This is a genomic window from Pseudomonas tremae (genome assembly GCF_023278125.1).
Classification (GTDB): domain Bacteria; phylum Pseudomonadota; class Gammaproteobacteria; order Pseudomonadales; family Pseudomonadaceae; genus Aquipseudomonas; species Aquipseudomonas tremae.
This window is the reverse complement of sequence record NZ_CP066270.1, coordinates 1,145,604-1,163,584: the sequence shown is the minus strand read 5'-3', so window position 1 is coordinate 1,163,584 and position 17,981 is coordinate 1,145,604. Positions and strand designations below refer to the sequence as shown.

At 58.9% G+C, this 17,981-nt stretch carries 16 protein-coding genes; 4 read left to right on the top strand and 12 right to left on the bottom strand.

What is annotated here, in order from left to right:
• Complete coding sequence (pgl, locus tag I9H09_RS05350; RefSeq protein WP_122324694.1) at positions 1 to 714, bottom strand: 6-phosphogluconolactonase; 714 nt, start codon at positions 712 to 714, stop codon at positions 1 to 3.
• Complete coding sequence (gene zwf / locus I9H09_RS05345; protein WP_053480708.1) at positions 701 to 2,170, bottom strand: glucose-6-phosphate dehydrogenase; 1,470 nt, start codon at positions 2,168 to 2,170, stop codon at positions 701 to 703. Before zwf ends, pgl begins: the two co-directional genes overlap by 14 nt.
• Positions 2,171 to 2,397: 227 nt before the next feature.
• On the opposite strand from zwf, the gene I9H09_RS05340 reads away from it, so the two are divergent.
• Positions 2,398 to 3,255, top strand: coding sequence for a MurR/RpiR family transcriptional regulator (locus tag I9H09_RS05340; RefSeq protein ID WP_174518517.1), 858 nt, complete (start codon positions 2,398 to 2,400; stop codon positions 3,253 to 3,255).
• A gap of 157 nt (positions 3,256 to 3,412) precedes the next feature.
• On the opposite strand, the gene I9H09_RS05335 is transcribed toward I9H09_RS05340, so the two are convergent.
• From I9H09_RS05335 to edd, 10 genes are all read right to left on the bottom strand, one after another.
• On the bottom strand, positions 3,413 to 4,288 hold the full coding sequence (locus tag I9H09_RS05335) for a D-hexose-6-phosphate mutarotase (RefSeq protein WP_053931920.1): 876 nt from the start codon (positions 4,286 to 4,288) through the stop codon (positions 3,413 to 3,415).
• A gap of 109 nt (positions 4,289 to 4,397) precedes the next feature.
• Positions 4,398 to 5,759, bottom strand: a complete 1,362-nt coding sequence (locus I9H09_RS05330) for a carbohydrate porin (protein ID WP_005891420.1) — start codon at positions 5,757 to 5,759, stop codon at positions 4,398 to 4,400.
• Between the two features lie 132 nt (positions 5,760 to 5,891).
• Positions 5,892 to 7,052 (bottom strand): ABC transporter ATP-binding protein, encoded by a 1,161-nt coding sequence (locus I9H09_RS05325; RefSeq protein ID WP_005891418.1) that lies wholly within the window; start codon positions 7,050 to 7,052, stop codon positions 5,892 to 5,894.
• Between the two features lie 2 nt (positions 7,053 to 7,054).
• The gene (locus I9H09_RS05320) at positions 7,055 to 7,900 is read right to left on the bottom strand and encodes a carbohydrate ABC transporter permease (RefSeq protein WP_005891416.1); all 846 of its coding nucleotides are present in this window, start codon (positions 7,898 to 7,900) and stop codon (positions 7,055 to 7,057) included.
• Positions 7,893 to 8,801, bottom strand: coding sequence for a carbohydrate ABC transporter permease (locus I9H09_RS05315; RefSeq protein WP_005891414.1), 909 nt, complete (start codon positions 8,799 to 8,801; stop codon positions 7,893 to 7,895). Before I9H09_RS05315 ends, I9H09_RS05320 begins: the two co-directional genes overlap by 8 nt.
• Before the next feature lie 99 nt (positions 8,802 to 8,900).
• Entirely contained in the window at positions 8,901 to 10,187 is a 1,287-nt protein-coding gene (locus I9H09_RS05310; RefSeq protein ID WP_024691769.1) for an ABC transporter substrate-binding protein, read from the bottom strand.
• Between the two features lie 170 nt (positions 10,188 to 10,357).
• Entirely contained in the window at positions 10,358 to 11,764 is a 1,407-nt protein-coding gene (locus tag I9H09_RS05305) for an ATP-binding protein (protein WP_024671321.1), read from the bottom strand.
• A 61-nt stretch (positions 11,765 to 11,825) separates the two neighbouring features.
• Entirely contained in the window at positions 11,826 to 12,563 is a 738-nt protein-coding gene (locus I9H09_RS05300) for a response regulator (RefSeq protein ID WP_005891408.1), read from the bottom strand.
• 50 nt (positions 12,564 to 12,613) lie between these two features.
• Positions 12,614 to 13,579 carry a glucokinase gene (locus I9H09_RS05295; RefSeq protein ID WP_236502209.1) on the bottom strand — a complete coding sequence of 322 codons (966 nt, stop codon included), beginning with the start codon at positions 13,577 to 13,579 and terminating at the stop codon, positions 12,614 to 12,616.
• Positions 13,576 to 15,402: a phosphogluconate dehydratase gene (gene edd, locus I9H09_RS05290; protein WP_122325237.1), complete on the bottom strand. Its 1,827-nt coding sequence runs from the start codon at positions 15,400 to 15,402 to the stop codon at positions 13,576 to 13,578. Before edd ends, I9H09_RS05295 begins: the two co-directional genes overlap by 4 nt.
• 219 nt (positions 15,403 to 15,621) lie before the next feature.
• Here edd and gap point away from each other — a divergent pair, with 219 nt between their 5' ends.
• The 3 genes from gap (at position 15,622) to I9H09_RS05275 (ending at position 17,776) form a co-directional block, all read left to right on the top strand.
• Positions 15,622 to 16,623, top strand: coding sequence for a type I glyceraldehyde-3-phosphate dehydrogenase (gap, locus tag I9H09_RS05285; protein ID WP_005891405.1), 1,002 nt, complete (start codon positions 15,622 to 15,624; stop codon positions 16,621 to 16,623).
• A gap of 233 nt (positions 16,624 to 16,856) precedes the next feature.
• Positions 16,857 to 17,315, top strand: a complete 459-nt coding sequence (locus tag I9H09_RS05280) for a YbaN family protein (protein ID WP_024691770.1) — start codon at positions 16,857 to 16,859, stop codon at positions 17,313 to 17,315.
• 104 nt (positions 17,316 to 17,419) lie between these two features.
• A complete protein-coding gene (locus I9H09_RS05275) occupies positions 17,420 to 17,776 on the top strand; it encodes a DUF5064 family protein (protein WP_005891403.1) in 357 nt (118 codons plus the stop codon).
• Positions 17,777 to 17,981: the final 205 nt, after the last annotated feature.

The following is a 17,981-nucleotide window of genomic DNA, read 5'->3' as shown; positions in this document are numbered from 1 at the left end:
TTATGGGCACCAGTAAATCTCGAGAGACGGGTTAAGGAAGGCGCGCACCGGCATTTCGGCGAGGTCATCACCGGCCAGCGCCGCACGCAGGGTGTCTAGTTTGGCCTGACCGGACACCGACAAGATCGGCGAACGCGCAGACGCCAACAGACGACGCGTCAGGGTCAGACGCTGATGCGGCACGCTTGGTGCGAGCATCGGCAGGCAGCGGCGCTCGCCATTGAGGTCCAGCGCTTCTGCCAGGTTCGGGCTGGCGGGGAACAGCGACGCGGTGTGCCCGTCGTCGCCCATGCCCAGAATCAAGACATCGATAGGCGGCAGCTCGGCCAATGCCTGATCAGCAACTTGTGCCGCGTCTTCGACGCTGGCTGCCACGCTGTAAAGGCCAAGAAACTTCGCTTTCGACGCAGGGCCTTGAAGCAAGTGGCGATGCAGCAGGCCGGCATTGCTGTCGGCATGTTCGGTCGGCACGAAACGCTCGTCGGCAAGGCTGACGACCACCTTCGACCACTCAAGTGGCTTCACAGCCAGGCTTTGGAAGAACGCCACCGGGCTGCGTCCACCCGACACCACCAGAGTGGCCTGACCGTTTTCGCTGATCGCCTGCTCAAGGCGCCCGGCCACATCGCTTGCCAGCGCATCGGCCAGTTGCTGCGGGGTGTCGAAGTCACGTGCCACCAGCCCTGCTGGCAGCTCAAGGTCACATATCGCCATACCAGGATCTCCCGTCGCGAGTAATCAAGGCAATGGAGCTCATCGGCCCCCAGGTTCCAGCCGGGTAAGGCTTGGGCGCATCGCCCGCCTTCTTCCAGCCGGCGATCAACTGATCGCACCATTGCCAGGCGTACTCGATTTCATCTTTGCGGACAAACAGGTTCTGATTGCCACGCATGACTTCCAGCAACAACCGCTCATAAGCGTCGGGGACACGAGCGCTGCGGTAGGTGTCGGAAAAATTCAGTTGCAAAGGGCCGCTGCGCAACTGCATGCCTTTGTCCAGCCCCTGATCCTTGGTCATCACCTGCAGAGAAATGCCTTCATCAGGTTGCAGGCGGATGATCAAGCGATTGCTGATCTGCAAACGCTGCTCAGGGGCAAAGATGTAGTGCGGCGGCTCTTTGAAATGGATCACGATCTGCGACAGCTTTTGCGGCATGCGCTTGCCGGTACGCAGATAGAACGGTGTGCCCGACCAGCGCCAGTTGCGGATGTCGGCACGCAATGCCACGAAGGTTTCGGTATCGCTCTGGGTGTTGGAGTTTTCTTCCTCCAGATAACCTGGCACGGCCTTGCCTTCGCTGTAACCGGAGGTGTACTGGCCTCGCACCACCTGGGTCGCCAGGCGCTCAGGGGTAAACGGTGCCAAGGCCTTGAGCACCTTGACCTTCTCGTCGCGGATACTGTCAGCCGACAGGTCGCTGGGCGGGTCCATGGCTATCAGGCAAAGCAGTTGCAGCAGGTGGTTCTGAATCATGTCGCGCAGTTGACCGGCCTGATCGAAGTACCCCCAGCGGCCTTCGATACCGACTTTCTCGGCGACGGTTATTTCCACGTGGGAAATATGGTTCTGGTTCCACTGGGTCTCGAACAGGCTGTTGGCAAAACGCAGGGCAATGAGGTTCTGTACCGTGTCCTTGCCCAGATAGTGGTCGATGCGATAGACCCGGTTTTCCGGGAAGAACTGCGCAACCGCATCGTTGACCCGGCGTGAAGAAGCCAGGTCATGACCGATGGGCTTTTCCAGCACCGCGCGCGTACGTTCGGCCAGGTTGACCGACGCGAGGTTCTCGCAAATCGCGCCGTACACCGAGGCCGGCGTGGCGAAATAGGCGATCAGGGTCTCGGCATCACCAACGCGCTCGGCCAGAGCGACATAGTCCTCGGCCTTGAGGAAGTCGACGTGCAGGTAGCTGAGGCGCGCCAGAAAGCGCCGAGCGTTTTCGGCTTCGAGCTCCGCCTCGGGAATGAAGCGGCGCATGGATTTTTCGATGTAGGCCAGATGCGACTGCTCGTCGCCCGGCTCACGCGCCAGGGCAAGAATTCGTGTGTCTTCATGCAGCAGTCCAGCGCGATCAAGCTGATAAAGAGCCGGGAACAGCTTGCGTACCGCGAGGTCCCCCAGGGCACCAAACAGGGCAAATGTACACGGTTCAACCGTAATCAAGGGCATAATGTTGGTTCTTTTATCAAGTTAGGCTACAAATACCTTTTTTAAAGGCGTTACTCAAGGCCATATGTAGTAATAACCACAACATTCTGCCTAAAAGCATATTCCAGTGGTGATCAACACAGGCCCTCAGTACGATAGGCCACCTTTGCTACAGGCTAAAGGGCTAATAAAAGCTCAGGCCAAAACCGTTGGTGAATCAGCCCCGACAAGGACTTTGAATGGACCGCATTAGAAACCTTCTGGAGCAGATCCAGAGCCGACTCGACGAGCTGAACAAGGCCGAACGCAAAGTGGCCGAGGTGATTCTGCTCAACCCGCAGATGGCCACGCGGCTGAGTATTGCAGCGCTTGCTCAGGCGGCGAAAGTCAGCGAACCCACGGTCAATCGTTTCTGCCGTTCGTTCAGTGTCAGTGGCTACCCGGAACTGAAGCTGCAATTGGCGCAGAGCCTGGCCAGTGGCGCAGCGTACGTGAGCCGTGCAGTAGAAGCCGACGACAATCCCGAGGCCTACACCCAGAAGATTTTCGGCAGCGCCATTGCGTCGCTGGACAGCGCTTGCCAGCAGCTGGACCCGGCGCTGATCAGCAAGTCGGTGGACATGCTGATCCAGGCGCGGCAAATCCACTTCTTCGGGCTGGGCGCTTCGGCTCCGGTGGCGCTCGATGCGCAGCATAAATTCTTCCGTTTCAATCTGGCGGTCACGGCGCACGCCGATGTGCTGATGCAACGGATGATTGCGTCGGTGGCACACACCGGTGAGTTGTTCGTGATCATTTCCTACACTGGCCGCACCCGCGAACTGGTGGAAGTGGCGCGTATCGCACGAGCCAACGGCGCGTCGGTACTGGGCCTGACTGCTGCAGGTTCGCCGCTGGCCCAGGCCAGCACCGTGAGCCTGAACATCCCGCTGCCCGAAGACACCGACATCTACATGCCGATGACCTCGCGGATCATTCAGCTGACCGTCCTCGACGTACTGGCAACCGGCATGACCCTGCGCCGCGGCGTCGACTTCCAGCCGCACCTGCGCAAGATCAAGGAAAGCCTGAACGACAGCCGCTATCCGCTAGAGGAACAGGGCTGAGACCGGCTCAAGGCCGGACGCAGAGCATCAGCCACAAAACTATCGTTCCAACGCTTCGCGCGGGGATGCAGTTCGGGACGCTCTGCGTCACACGGAGGCTCTGAGGCATCAGGTGGATCGGGGTTCGACTCAGGTTGCCTTTGCGCCCCTCGTGGCCCTAACCCGCCAGGCTGGCCTGCAACTTGAGCTGCACTTGCTCGCCCGGTTGCAGGCTGAAGGCGTCGCCGGAACCCGAAGCGGCTTCGACGCGTACGAAGCCTGTGGTTTCACTTCCGCACACACCCAGCAGCGGTCTGCTGCCGGGGTGCCAGACCACGGTATTGGCGCTGTCGCCGGTGTCGATGTTCAGTCGGCGTTGCCAGGTCGGGTCCTGGAGCTGCAAGGCCCCGGCATGCTCGAAGACCCGCTGGCAGCCACCTGACACGCGCAGTTCGCCTTGCTGCTGACACGTCTGACGGCTGAGCTCGTCATAGCCCTGAGCGCCATCGAGCCCGGCCAGCGCCACCTCGGCAACATCGCTGATCCGCCAGTAGGCATGCAATGCATGGCTGAAATGGCAAGGCTCACTGTCCTCGTGACAGGTGCTAAGGCGCAGTTCCATGCCCTGCCCCAGCTCGGCATGCAGATCTGCCTGCCAATCCCACAGCTGCAAACGCCAGTGCAGGCTCACGCCCTCCTCGCTTTCGCGACTGTCGATCAGCTTCCAGTCGAGCAGGCGCCCCCAGCCATGCGCAGGCCAGCCGCTCTCGCCGGGATGCCGGCCATACCACGGCCAACAGACTGGTACGCCGCCGCGTATGGCACCCACCTGTGGCCACTGCGCAGCGCACCACAACCAGGGCTTCTGGTCACGCGGCTGGAAATGCAGCAATTGCGCACCTTGCCGACTAAAGACTGCCTGACACTGCGGATGGTCAATCACCAGAACGTCGCGCAGCTGACAACGCTCCCACTCGAAAGTAGGTCTGGCACGTCGGGATCGGAAGAAGCGTTGCAATGGATGTTCAGGCAGTTGCGCGTCGTGAGTGGTCATCGCCAATCGCGTCCCTGAAAAATAAAAGGATCAACCCATAAAAAAACGGGCAGCCAGGCTGCCCGTAAAGCACACACGACCTTTGATCGCGTTACGCGTCAATCAATATTCAGAACTTCGATTGAATCTTGATGCCCGCCACGAGAGCGTCATCAACCTGATCCACACCGCCTGGATGCTTGACGTACTGCAGGTTAGGACGCACGGTCAACCAATTGGTAACGTGGAAGCCGTAGTAGATTTCCGAGTTGTACTCGGTGCTCTGGACCGGCAGGAAGCCTGGGTTGTCGAAATCATTGATACCGCTGATCTGGTTGGCCAGACGTACGCGATCCTGCACATCGTCGTTGACGTGGATACGGGCGATACCGATACCGATGTCATCTTTCGGACGTGAGTTGAACGGACCTTTGTAGGTAAAGCCGATCTGCTGATAGTTGTCGACGAAGTTGGTGGCCTTGTCATGCACGGTGGCGTTGGCAAAGATACTCAGGCCGCGCGATGCGTCGCCTTCGTGAGTGGTCAGTTGTTGCTGAGCCACGACCCACCAGCCATGCTTGCTGTCATGCGATTTGAACGCAGCGCCAGTAGCCGCTTGCGGCTGACCGTTTACGTCTTTGTAGACGTCATCGGCATTAGGCGTGCTCTTGTAGTAACCAACACGGTACTCACCTGGCAACGAGTTGATAGTGGGCGTCCATACCAGTTCGACCGGCAGGATCATGCCTTTGGTGCCGCTACCGCTGAGTTTGAAGCCGTTACCGGTTTCCAGATTGGAAGGGTTCTGCTCGTACACACCTACTTGTGCATACACTTCCGGGGTGATGTTGTATTTGATACGCAGAGCGTTCTGGCTGACTGGCCAGTTGTACCAGGTGTTTACGTAGTTACCGACCTGCGAACCACAGAACGACAGGTTCTGGAAGTCGCACGGGAAGCTGTTGAAGTCTTCGCCCGGCCCGAAACGACCGACCTTGACGTCCAGCGCGCCGTCGAAATACTTCTGTTTGACCCACATCTGGGTCAGACGCCAGGTCTGGCCGCGGCCCCATACCTCCTGAGAGGAACTGAGCGTACCGGCACGAGGATCGCCGATCCGGTCATTGGAGATGTTGCGCCCGCTACGTTCGGTGATCGCCAGCTTGAACTCCGCATCATGCCAGCCGAGAACCTTCTGCAGATCGACTTTCATGCCCAGCGCGAACTGATCGCTGTAACGGCCGGTGGTGTCGTCGTTGGAACCACCTTTGAGGTTGCTGGCCATCTCGGAAACGTATTCCAGCGAGAAGTCATAACCCTTGTCCAGCAACTCGGTGCGCTTGCCGCCCCAGTCGCCGGACATCCACGGTGAGTCAGCGGCAAACGGCTCTGCAGCGTGAACACTGCTGGCCAGCCCCATCGCACCCAACGCCGACAGCTTGCATGCCAGCTGGAGCCGGGAAAGCGATTTACCTTTGGTGATCTTCTTCATCCCATCAATCCTCGTTTTATTGTTATTAGCTTCGGTAAACGTCTTGCTTCATTCACTGCTTGTGTCCAATTACAGGCCGTTTACCTGTGCGGTAAATGGCCGGCCAGCGGTACCCGGTATTGAATCAATCTATCACTTGCGGTTCAACTGCGAGACGTTGCTCACCCGCTCGGCAGACGGTTGCTTTCCAAGAACCCCAAGACGCTCACCGCTCTGGGCGTCGAAAATCAGGACCTTGGAAGGATCGAATTGCAGCGTCAGGCTCTCGCCCACCTGTGGTGCGACATCCGGAGCAAGACGGCAGCAGACCTTGCTCTGGTTGAGCATCACGAAAACCAGTGTATCCGGGCCAGTAGGCTCGGTGACCTGCACTTCAGCACGAATGGTTGGCAGCCCACTTGACTCGTCGGACGCCAGCATAATCTGTTCTGGCCGAATGCCAAGAATGATTTCACGGTCTTCCAGCCCGGCATCGGAAACACCGACCGGCAATTCGCAACGCGCCTGACCACTGTCGAGCATTGCGAGCAATTGGCCATCCTTGCGCTGCAGGCGCAGCGGGATGAAGTTCATCGGCGGCGAACCTATAAAGCTGGCCACAAACAGGTTGGCCGGGTCGTTGTAGATCTGCTTGGGCGTACCGAACTGCTGAACGATACCGTCCTTCATGACCGCCACTTTGTCGCCCAGCGTCATGGCTTCGATCTGGTCGTGGGTGACATAGACCGTGGTGGTTTTCAGGCGCTGGTGCATCAATTTCATTTCAGTACGCATCTCGACCCGCAGCTTGGCGTCGAGGTTGGACAGCGGCTCATCGAACAGGTAGATCTTCGGCCGACGCGCCAGCGCACGCCCCATCGCGACGCGCTGCTGCTGACCACCGGACATCTGCCCCGGTTTGCGATTGAGCAGGTGCTCGATCTGCAACAACTTGGAGACGCGGGCGACCTCCTCGTCGATGGAGGCCTGCGGCATCTTGCGAATCTTCAGCCCAAAGGCAATGTTTTCGCGGACCGTCATGGTCGGGTACAGCGCGTAGGACTGGAACACCATCGCGATGTCACGGTCTTTCGGGCTGGTGCCGCTGACATCCTCGCCATCGATGAGAATCGCACCACCGCTGATGCTTTCAAGCCCGGCGATGCAGTTCATCAGCGTGGACTTACCACAGCCGGACGGTCCGACCAGAATCAGAAACTCACCATCCTTGATCGACAGTTCGATGTTCTTCAGCGTGTCCGGCAAGTTGCTGCCGTAGGTCTTGTTGACGTTGCGTAATTCGAGAGTCGCCATGATTACCCCTTGACCGCGCCGGCCGTGAGCCCACGCAGGAAATACTTGCCAGCCAGTACGTAGACCAGCAGTGTCGGCAGACCGGCGATCATCGCCGCCGCCATGTCAACGTTGTATTCCTTGGCGCCTGTACTGGTGTTGACCAGGTTGTTCAGCGCCACAGTGATCGGCTGGGAATCGCCGCTGGAAAACACAACGCCGAACAGGAAATCGTTCCATATCTGCGTGAACTGCCAGATCAGGCAGACCATCACGATGGGTGTCGACATCGGCAGAATGATGCGCCCGAAGATGGTGAAGAAACCCGCGCCATCAAGGCGTGCGGCGCGTACGAGCGCTTCCGGAATACTGACGTAGTAGTTGCGGAAAAACAGCGTGGTAAACGCCAGCCCGTACACGACGTGGACGAACACCAGCCCTGCCGTGGTGTTGGCCAGGCCCATCTTGCCCAGCGTGAAGGACGCCGGCAGCAGCACTGTCTGGAAGGGCAGGAAGCAACCGAACAGCAGAAGCCCGAAAAACAGCTGCGAGCCCTTGAAGCGCCACATCGACAGGACATAGCCGTTGAGCGCACCGACTGCCGTGGAGATCAGTACCGCCGGAACCGTGATCTTGATCGAGTTCCAGAAGTAGCCGTCGACGAGGTCCCAGGCCTTGATCCAGCCAATGGCGGTGACCACGCTCGGCAGGCTCAGCAGGTTGCCGGTGCCGATGTCTTCGGGCGTCTTGAAGCTGGTGAACAACATCACCACCAGTGGTACCAGATAAATCAGGCAGGCCAGCGTCAGCACAGCGTAGATAAGAACGCGACTGAAGCTGATGCCCGGTTTGCCAACATGACTAGTCATGGCGTTTGGTCCTCAGCTCGGAATACAGGTACGGCACCAGAATCGCCAGGATGGCGCCGAGCATCAGAATCGCACTGGCAGAGCCCATGCCCATCTGACCGCGACTGAAGGTGAACGAATACATGAACATTGCCGGCAGGTCCGAGGAGTAACCAGGGCCGCCTGCAGTCATCGCGGCCACCAGGTCGAAGCTCTTGATGGCGATGTGCGCCAGAATCATGACCGCGCTGAAGAACACAGGACGCAGACTGGGCAAAACCACCCGCCAGTAGATCATCGGCAGGCTGGCGCCATCCATTTGCGCCGCACGAATGATGGACTGATCGACGCCGCGCAGGCCCGCCAGAAACAATGCCATGACGAAGCCGGAAGATTGCCACACGGCGGCAATGACCAGGCAGTACACAACGCGGTCCGGGTCGACCAGCCAGTCGAGACGAAAACCTTCCCAGCCCCAGTCGCGGAGCATCTTGTCCAGGCCCAGGCCGGGGTTGAGCAACCACTTCCACGCCGTACCGGTGACGATCATCGAGAGCGCCATCGGGTACAGATAAATAGTGCGAATCACGCCTTCGCGTCGGATGCGCTGGTCCAGCAGGACAGCCAGCAGCACCCCGATCACCAGGCTGATTGCGATGAACATTCCGCCGAACACTGCAAGGTTCTTGCTCGCGACCCACCAGCGGTCGTTGTCCATGAGGCGCGCATATTGCGCCAGACCGACCCATTTATAGGACGGCAGAAACGTCGAGTTAGTGAACGAAAGCGCAAATGTCCAGAGGATGTAGCCATAAAAGCCGACCAACACGATGAACATGCTGGGTGCCAGCACCAGTTTGGGTAGCCAGCGTTGCAGCGCATCCATTGGCGAGGCTTTGCTGTGCGCAGCGACAGAGCTCATCGGGAGTATCCCTTATGTCGAATTCAGGCCGCAGCCATGGGTGAAATCCACAAAGGATTTCAGCACCATGAACTGCGGATACAGGCTGAACGGTAAGTATTACTGCGCCGACTTGACCGCTGTCGCCAGTTTCTTGGCTGTTGCCGCCGGATCAGCTGACGGGTCGTTGATGTAGTTGGTGATCACGTCAAAGAACGCGCCCTGCACTGCCAGCGTAGTCGCCATGTTGTGCGCCATGCTTGGTTGCAGACCGCCGGTCTTCGAGTCAGCCAGGAAGTCCTTGGCAGCAGTTTGCGCACATGAGTCAAAACCATACTTGTTCATGTCTGCAAGCATGTCTTCACGAACCGGGATCGACCCCTTGTTTATGCTGAAGACTTTCTGGAAGTCCTCACCCATCGCAACCTTGGCCAGATCCTGCTGAGCAGCAGTCGTGCCCTTGTCTTTCTGTTTGAAGACGGCCAGCGAGTCAATGTTGTAAGTGAACGCCTTGTCGGTGCCAGGGAAGGCTATGCACTGGTAATCCTTGCCAGCGACCTTCTTGGCAGCTGTCCATTCGCTCTTGGCCCAATCGCCCATGATCTGCATGCCGGCCTTGCCGTTGATGACCTTGGCAGCTTCGAGGTTCCAGTCCTGACCCTTGCCGTCGGCATCCATATAGGTCGCGACTTTCTTGAGTTCGGTCAGCGACTTGACCATGCCTTCGCCGGTCAGCGCATCCTTGTCCAGATCGACCAGAGCTTTCTTGTAGCCATCAGCCCCCATGACCGAGAGCACCACAGCTTCGAACACGGTGCTGTCCTGCCAAGGCTGACCACCATGTGCCAGTGGAATGAAACCGGCTTTTTTCAGCTTGTCGCCCGCAGCGTAGAACTCTTCCAGAGTGGTGGGCGCCTTGTCGATACCTGCTTTCTTGAAGACTTCAGGGTTGATCCACAGCCAGTTGACGCGGTGAATGTTCACCGGGACAGCGACGTAATCACCTTCGTACTTCACGGTATCGGAGACTTTCTTGTCCAGCAGGGAGTCCCACTTTTCGGTCTTGGCGACGTCTTTCAGCGCGTCAGTATCCAGCAGACCGGTAGAGGCCCATTCCTGAATATCAGGACCTTTGATCTGCGCGACGCCTGGCGGGTTGCCAGAAACGGCGCGGCTTTTGAGTACGGTCATGGCCGTGGCACCACCACCACCGGCAATAGCACCGTCTTTCCAGACGAAGCCATCTTTTTCAACTTGTGCCTTCAAGACATCAACCGCAGCTTTTTCCCCACCCGACGTCCACCAGTGCACGACTTCAACAGTGCCTTTGGATTCAGCGGCAGTGGCGCTCAGAGGGAACAACGAAGCGAGAGAGATGACAACAGCGAGACGTGACATGGAATTCATCGAATTGACCTTTCTTGTTGTTATGCATGAGCAAGTCTGGTGCTTGCGCTTCGTGGGAGTCTAACCAAGACAGACGCTGCGACAGTAACGAAGGGATGCGCAAATGTCACAGCATTGTTACATTCGACGACACCTCGCCCGCAATGGGCCAAAAGCCACTGAGCTACGGGTCAATCTGCGGTCCTCGGCAGGTACAACGTCACTCGCAGCCCGCCGTCACGCAGGTTCTGCAGACTGACTTCGCCGCCGTGACTGTGAGCGATGTTGCGGGCGATCCCCAGACCCAGGCCGTAGCCCTGCTGCTGACTGCCTGCAAGACGAAAATGCGGCTCGAAGACATGTTCCAGACGCTGCTCCGGCACCCCCGGACCTTCATCATCCACGTGCAGAATGAATGCCTGTGCGCTGTCCTCGACCTTGAGATGCGCCCGGTGCCCGTATTTGAGGGCGTTATCGATCAGATTGCCGATGCAGCGCTTGAGGGCCAGCGGTTTGCCGGAATAGGCCGCCAGCGCCTCGCCATGCTGTGTGACACGCCCGTCACCTTCAGGATACAGCCAGGGCTCGACCAGGCATTCGATCAGTGCATTCAGGTCCACGGGCTCGATGTTCTCGTGGATGTCGGTGTCCTTGACGCACTGCAGCGCGCCCTTGACGAGCAATTCCAGCTCATCCAGGTCGCGGCTGAACTTGCGCTGCAAAGGTTCGTCTTCCAGCAGTTCGACGCGCAGCCGCAAGCGGGTAATGGGTGTGCGCAAGTCATGGGAGATAGCACTGAACAGCTGCCCCCGCTCGGTCAGGTAGCGGCTGATACGGGTGCGCATGGCGTTGAAGGCACGACTCACCTCGACCACTTCACTCCCTCCGCCCTCGACCACCGGCTCGACATCCGCACCCAGCGACATGTCTCGTGCAGCGCTCGCAAGGCGCTTGAGCGGCCGGCTTTGCCAATGCACCAGCAAACCGATGAACAACAACAGAAATGCGCTGGTCAGGACAATGAAAGACACTTGCTGCAGCGGCAGTTCCTGCTCTTCCAGCGAGGTATAGGGTTCGGGCAGCAGAGAGGCGATGTAGAACCACTCTCCGGGGGCCATTTCGATCTGCGTGACCAGCACCGGCGGGTTTACCGGCTCAAGCGTCAGTGCGTAATGTGCCCAAGAGCGCGGTAGCTCATCGAGCTTCAGGCCGCTGTTGAAAATTCGCAGTTCGTCCGGACGGGCAAACCACACGGTAATGTCCGGGCCGTTGCCAAGGCGCTGGCGCAGTACGTCACCCACTACATCCAGCACCGCCTGCTTGCGGGGTGTGGGCTGCATGATTTGCATGTCCAGCGGGTGATCGTTGAGCGAGACCACGAAGCGTGTGCCGCCCATGCTGCGCAGTTGATCCAGCACCATTGGCCGGTAAGCCAGCGGCAGCGAACGAAAATAACTGACGCTGGCAGCCATCGAATACGCCAGGCTACGGGCACTGGTGACCAGCCCTTCCATTTGCGTAGCGCGCAGCTGGGACAGCCAGATCACGCTGGACAGGGCCTGCGCCATGAACACCGCCAGCAACGTCAACAGCAACATGCGCCCCAGCAACGAGCGCGGTAGCGGCAAGCCGGTTTTTTTCGGGCCTGCAGCGGGCGAGTTAATAACCGTTACCCGCTTGCGAGTTGACGTTCGCCGCCAGCAAATAACCACTGCCGCGAATGGTACGAATCAGGCGCGGCGACTTGCCGGTGTCACGCAGGCGCTGGCGCAGGCGGCTGACGGCCATGTCGACGATGCGTTCCAGCGGCATCAATTCCCGTCCGCGGGTGGCGTTGCCGATGGTGTCTCGGTCGAGAATCTGCTGGGGGTTATCGAGAAACAGCTTGAGCAGCGCAAAGTCGGCACCGGACAGAATCACTTCTTCGCCATCGTTGTGAAACAGTCGATGGCTGACCATGTCCAGCCGCCACTCATCGAACAGAATCACGTCGCCGCCTGGACGATCCTGTCCGAACTGTGCACGCCTCAGCAGCGCCTTGATCCGTGCCTGCAACTCGCGCGGGCTGAACGGCTTGCCAAGATAGTCGTCGGCCCCCAGCTCCAGGCCGATGACACGATCAGCCTCGTCAGAGCTGGCGGTCAGCATGATGATAGGGACGTGCGGCTGTCGCGGATGCTGACGAACCCATTTGCACAGGCTGAAGCCGTCTTCATCCGGCAACATGACGTCGAGGATCAGCAGATCGCTCGACGCCTCGTTAAACGCGCGGCGAAAATCAGCGCCGTCACCCACCGTGCGCACCTGAAAACCGGCGCGACTCAGGTAGGTGTCCAGCAACTCACGGATCTCCTGGTCATCGTCCACCAGCAGGATCGATTTACTGACTGAACTCACGTTGGAGCGTCCTTTTTGGGCTGTAGAACCTTGTTGTTATGCGATCTTACTCAGATCTGTGCCCCAAAAGCTTGTTGCAAGGCAACACCAGCGCCGGTCAGGCCAGGAAACTCGGCAGTGACCAGCCACACCGGCAGGCCTTTGAAGTAGTCGCTCATCACACCCTTTTCGGCCATGGCGCGTCTGAAACCGCTGTTGATGAAGAAGTCAGAGAAACGCGGCACCACACCGCCGACGATGTACACCCCGCCCAGGCTGCCCAGCGTCAGGACGTTGTTGCCCACCACCCTGCCGAGAAATACGCAAAACTGCTCCAGCACCGTTGCGGCAACCGGATCGCCCGCCAGCGCTGCCGACGTGATCGCAGCAGGCGACTTGAGCGCCGGCTCGATATCGTCCAGCGCGCAACTGACCTGGTACAACAACAGCAGCCCTGCGCCACTCAAAACAACTTCAGCACTGACGTGTTCATGCTCGGCCATCAAGCGCGCCCACAACAGGGCCTCACGCGCAGTACCAATAGGCAGATCGGCATGCCCACCCTCGCCCGGCAAGGCCATCCAGCGGCTGCCTTCCAGCTTGATCAATGTGCCAATGCCCAGCCCTGTGCCAGGCCCGACCACCACGCACGGACGATCCGGCTTACCCTGGCCGTGGCAGACAGTCAGATACTCGTCGTCCTTGAGCCGGGTCATGCCCAGCGCCATCGCAGTGAAGTCGTTGATCAATAGCAGATGATCGACTTGCAGATCGGCGCAGAAGGTCTTGCGGTTCAGTCGCCAGTGGCTGTTGGTGAACTCGAAATCATCGCCATCGACCGGTCCGGCAACAGCCAGACACACATGGCCGATATCGCCACGCTGCAGCTCAAGAACCTGAAGATAGACCTCGATGGCTTTTTCCGGGCCAGCATAGTCAATGGTCGGGAACACCCGGACAGAATGCAGCGTGTCGTCTTCCCAAATGGCAAAACGTGCATTGGTACCGCCTATATCACCGACCAGGGCCAACTTCACTTAAGCGTCTCCAGACTAGAGGTAAAGGCGCTGGCGCCCTGCTCTGCCGAGCTGAAGGCCATGCGCATGAACCCGAAAAGCTCGCGACCGCAGCCGACACTGTTGTCGATCTGATTCACGGCCGGTTCTCGGGCGACCAATTCTGACGCTTCGACCAGCACTTGTAACGTGCCTTTTACGCCATCGACGCGGATGACGTCGCCATCGCGCACGAGTGCCAACGGTCCGCCATCGAATGCTTCAGGGCAGACATGAATCGCTGCCGGAATCTTGCCCGAGGCGCCCGACATCCGCCCATCGGTCACCAGCGCGACCTTGAACCCGCGATCCTGCAGGACACCCAGAAACGGGGTCATCTTGTGCAGCTCGGGCATGCCATTGCAGCGCGGCCCCTGAAAACGCATTACGGCGACGAAATCGCACTCCAGCTCGCCAGCCTTGAACGCATCGGCCAGCTCTTTCTGGTCCTGAAACACTCTGGCAGGCGCTTCTACGATCTGATGCTCCGGAGCGACGGCGGAAACTTTCATAACCCCGCGACCGAGATTGCCTTCCATCACCCGCAGCCCGCCTTCCGGAGAAAACGGACGGGACACCGGGCGCAGAATGCTCTCGTCCAGACTTTCGAGCGGCCCTTCGCGCCAGACCAGCTTGCCGTCTTCCAGGAAAGGCTCGCGGGTATAACGGCTAAGGCCATAACCGGCCACGGTGTTGACGTTTTCATGCAACAGGCCGGCGGCGAGCAGCTCACGGATCAGGAACGACATGCCGCCGGCCGCCTGGAAGTGATTGATGTCGGCTTTGCCGTTGGGATAGACGTGGCTCAGGGTCGGCACCACTTCAGACAGATCGGCCATGTCCTGCCAGGTCAGTTGAATACCGGCGGCCTGCGCGATGGCCGGCATGTGCAGCGTGTGGTTGGTCGAGCCGCCAGTGGCGTGCAGTGCCACGATGGAGTTGACCAGCGAGCGCTCGTCGACGATTTCGCCGATCGGCATGAAGTCGCCGCTCTGCATGGTCATACGTGTCACCTGGCGCGCGGCTTCGGCGGTCAGTGCATCGCGCAACGGCGTGTACGGGTTGACGAACGAAGCACCGGGAAGGTGCAGCCCCATAACTTCCATCAGCAACTGATTGGTGTTGGCCGTGCCGTAGAACGTGCAGGTGCCGGGGCCGTGATAGGACTTCATTTCGGAGTCCAGCAGCTCTTCGCGGCTGGCCTTGCCTTCAGCATAACGCTGCCGCACGTCGGCTTTCTGTTTGTTGGAAATGCCCGAGACCATGGGCCCGCCAGGGACGAATACCGTTGGCAAATGACCAAAACGCAACGCGCCCATCATCAGGCCCGGGACGATCTTGTCGCAGATGCCCAGCATCAGCGCGGCGTCGAACATGTTGTGCGACAACGCAATGGCCGTAGACATCGCGATCACTTCGCGGCTGGCAATGGCCAGTTCCATGCCGGGCTCACCCTGGGTCACGCCATCACACATGGCAGGCACGCCACCGGCAAACTGGCCGACCGAACCAATGTCACGTAAAGCCTGTTTGATCTGGGCAGGAAAGTGTTCGTAGGGCTGATGCGCCGAGAGCATCTCGTTGTAGGAGGAGACGATGGCCACGTTGGCGGCGTTCATCAGACGCAGATTTTGCTTGTCTTCCGGGCCGCAGGCGGCGACCCCGTGTGCAAAGTTGGCACATTGGAGCTTACCGCGCATCGGGCCATCGCTCGCTGCGCCGCGAATCAATTGAAGGTAGCGCTGACGGGTATCGCGACTGCGAGCGATGAGCCGCTCGGTTACTTCAAGGATGCGGGGGTGCATGTGATGAACTCCAGGCTAACGTCTAAGGTCACCCGTAAAGACAGCTCCGGTTTTCGAGCAGCGATTGTCAGGAAGCAGAACCCTGATCTCGATCAACTGGGAGTGCCTTTCAGGCTTGTAGTTGTAGATAAAACAAAATATTGCCACTAAAAAGGCTTGTTTTCTATTTCTATGAGAATAATCTTGTAATTCCAACAACAAATTCAGAAGGACGGCTGTATGACTCTTCGTATCGCAATCAACGGTTTTGGCCGCATCGGCCGCAACGTCCTACGCGCACTGTATACCCAAGGCTACCGCCAGGACCTGCAGGTCGTCGCCATCAACGATCTTGGCGACAGCGAAATGAACGCACACCTGTTGCGTTTCGACACCGTACACGGCCCGTTCAGCGGCACGGTCGAGTGCGACAAGGACAGCTTGACCGTCAATGGCGACCGTATTTCGGTCAGTGCCATTCGCAATCCGGCCGAGCTGCCCTGGAAAGCTCAGGACATCGATGTGGTATTCGAATGTACCGGGCTGTTCACCAGCCGTGACAAGGCTGCTGCACACCTGACCGCCGGCGCCCGCAAGGTGATTATCTCCGCCCCGGCCAGCGGTGCCGATGCCACCATCGTCTATGGTGTCAACCACGACACGCTGCGCCAGTCGCACCAGATCATCTCCAGCGCATCCTGCACCACCAACTGCCTGGCGCCGGTCGCGCAGGTGCTGCACCGCGAACTGGGGATCGAAAACGGCCTGATGACCACCATTCATGCCTACACCAACGACCAGAACCTGATCGACGTCTATCACACCGATCCGTACCGCGCCCGCTCGGCTACGCAGTCCATGATCCCGAGCAAGACCGGCGCTGCCGAAGCGGTAGGCCTGGTGCTGCCTGAACTGGCTGGCAAGTTGACCGGCATGGCGGTGCGCGTTCCGGTGATCAACGTTTCGCTGGTCGACCTGACCGTGACCCTGAAACGCGAAACCACTGCCGATGAAGTCAACGCATTGATGAAAGAAGCCAGCCAGCATTCCAAAGTGTTGGGCTACAACACCCTGCCGCTGGTTTCGCATGACTTCAACCACAACCCTCTGTCGTCGATCTTCGATGCCAATCACACCAAAGTGAGCGGCAAGTTGCTCAAAGTGCTGTCGTGGTATGACAACGAATGGGCTTTCTCCAACCGCATGCTGGATAACTGCCTGGCTCTGCATAACGCGCAGTAACAAGCGCGCAAAGCTGACGCGGGGCGTCACGAAAGGTATTCCCGCGCTGGAGTGTGATGAACGATAAGTGTCTGGGCACGATGACCATCGTGCCCACGCTCCAGCTTGGGCACGCAGCTCTGGACGCTCTGCGTCCGCTCCCGAAAAGTGTGACGCAACGCCAACCGCCACTTGACCAACGTGCTTCTACAGAACGCTCATGCAAACGCATCGACTCCGAAACGGCCACAGGCATGAAAAAGCGCCCGGTGCTGTTAAGCTGGCCGGGCTTTCCGAACCTGCCTGTAGAGACCATGACGTACAAACCACCCGGCTCCCGACTTTCACGCCTTTTATATGGCATCCTCGCCTATACCGCTCTTGGCATAGGTATCGTTGCGATCTTCGTTCCTGGCCTGCCGACCACAGAGTTCATTCTGCTGGCGGCCTGGGCAGCCACACGCAGCTCGCCGCGACTGAACGCCTGGCTGGAAAACCATCGTGTGTTCGGGCCGATCCTGTACAACTGGCGTAATGGCCGACTGGTCGCCCGCAAGGCCAAGATCAGCGCCACCATCAGTATGCTGGTGTGCGCCGTGGTGATGTTGAGCCTGATCGGTCACGCCTGGTGGCTCTACCTGGCTCTGACCGGCATGGCGTTGGGTAACCTATGGATATGGTCCAGACCGGAACCCGCCAAAAAAGCAGATTGACGAGCAAGGCGCGGGCAGTCGCAAGACCGCCGCGCATCAGGCTGAACCGCGCAGACACAGCTAGTGTCTGAGTGAGCACACTCATCGTTTGATGGAGCACGTCCATGTACGAGCCAGGTCATCTACACCTCAGCCACGTCGCGCTTCAGCCTTCGGATATCAGCTATGACATCCACTTGCGCTATGAAGTAAATGAAGACCCGAAACAAGGCACCAGCATGCATTTCAGCATGCAGGGCCAGATCAATGGCAAGCCTTTCGAAGAGCAATTCCAGCTGACCCGCGACCTGGCGTTCAATTTCGCCCATGACGCGAGCCGCATCGCCATCAGGCACGGCCTGCCCAACTCTGCCTCTCTGCCCATCGCCCAGCACAAGGACTACGACCGGATGTTCGCGGACATCCGCGACAAGCTTAACGTCAAGTCAGGCGATCCGGTAAAGCCGGAGCATCTGGAATAAGCCGACGCTGGAGAATGCGGCCCGGAAAACACCCTCTTGCCCATGCTCCGCGTGGGCATACCCTTCTGGACGCTATGCGTCCGATCCTGAATGAGTAGCATCGCGTAAATCCATGACGCATAACGTCACGAAAGGCAATTTCGCGCTGGAGCGCCAGGAACGATAGACGTCCGCTAGAACACCAGCGGATTTCACCAAACCTGCC

Excerpts from the sequence above, each read along its gene's own strand:
- pgl (WP_122324694.1), bottom strand. The coding sequence starts at position 714 with ATGGCGATATGTGACCTTGAGCTGCCAGCAGGGCTGGTGGCACGTGAC.
- zwf (WP_053480708.1), bottom strand. The coding sequence starts at position 2,170 with ATGCCCTTGATTACGGTTGAACCGTGTACATTTGCCCTGTTTGGTGCC.
- I9H09_RS05335 (WP_053931920.1), bottom strand. The coding sequence starts at position 4,288 with ATGACCACTCACGACGCGCAACTGCCTGAACATCCATTGCAACGCTTC.
- I9H09_RS05330 (WP_005891420.1), bottom strand. The coding sequence starts at position 5,759 with ATGAAGAAGATCACCAAAGGTAAATCGCTTTCCCGGCTCCAGCTGGCA.
- I9H09_RS05325 (WP_005891418.1), bottom strand. The coding sequence starts at position 7,052 with ATGGCGACTCTCGAATTACGCAACGTCAACAAGACCTACGGCAGCAAC.
- I9H09_RS05320 (WP_005891416.1), bottom strand. The coding sequence starts at position 7,900 with ATGACTAGTCATGTTGGCAAACCGGGCATCAGCTTCAGTCGCGTTCTT.
- I9H09_RS05315 (WP_005891414.1), bottom strand. The coding sequence starts at position 8,801 with ATGAGCTCTGTCGCTGCGCACAGCAAAGCCTCGCCAATGGATGCGCTG.
- I9H09_RS05310 (WP_024691769.1), bottom strand. The coding sequence starts at position 10,187 with ATGAATTCCATGTCACGTCTCGCTGTTGTCATCTCTCTCGCTTCGTTG.
- I9H09_RS05305 (WP_024671321.1), bottom strand. The coding sequence starts at position 11,764 with ATGTTGCTGTTGACGTTGCTGGCGGTGTTCATGGCGCAGGCCCTGTCC.
- edd (WP_122325237.1), bottom strand. The coding sequence starts at position 15,402 with ATGCACCCCCGCATCCTTGAAGTAACCGAGCGGCTCATCGCTCGCAGT.
- gap (WP_005891405.1), top strand. The coding sequence starts at position 15,622 with ATGACTCTTCGTATCGCAATCAACGGTTTTGGCCGCATCGGCCGCAAC.
- I9H09_RS05280 (WP_024691770.1), top strand. The coding sequence starts at position 16,857 with ATGAAAAAGCGCCCGGTGCTGTTAAGCTGGCCGGGCTTTCCGAACCTG.
- I9H09_RS05275 (WP_005891403.1), top strand. The coding sequence starts at position 17,420 with ATGTACGAGCCAGGTCATCTACACCTCAGCCACGTCGCGCTTCAGCCT.